The organism is Desulfocastanea catecholica (genome assembly GCF_054657295.1).
Window position 1 is genome coordinate 1 of record NZ_BAAHYZ010000158.1, and the last position, 316, is coordinate 316.

1 protein-coding gene is annotated in these 316 nt (G+C 39.9%); it reads right to left on the reverse strand.

The genetic code is table 11. From position 1 onward, the window contains the following. Positions 1-28 precede the first annotated feature (28 nt). On the reverse strand, positions 29-316 hold a 288-nt coding region (locus tag ACYQ8U_RS23340), incomplete at its 5' end, for an ISAzo13-like element transposase-related protein (RefSeq protein ID WP_459947944.1).

A 316-nucleotide genomic window follows, 5' to 3' on the forward strand; every position in this document is an offset into this window, starting at 1 on the left:
AGGATCTGTAAATTAATAACATGGCCAATTAATCTTCAGTGGGAAGGATCGAGTAATTCCATTCGCCATGAAAATCTTCACGTAAAATATGTATAGTTTCGAGTTCTTTGTCTGTTACCTTGATACCTTTCGGGTAAAGACCAGAATCAAGCTCCGCTTTTACCTTTAAGCCCTTTCTGGTGGTCGTTGCCGCAATTAAATTGACAATTGTCTCATGACTGACCAGGGGTTTTCCTCGCCAATTCATGCTGATATAAGAAAACAATCGATGTTCAATCTTGTTCCACTTGCTTGTTCCTGGGGGAAAATGACTTAC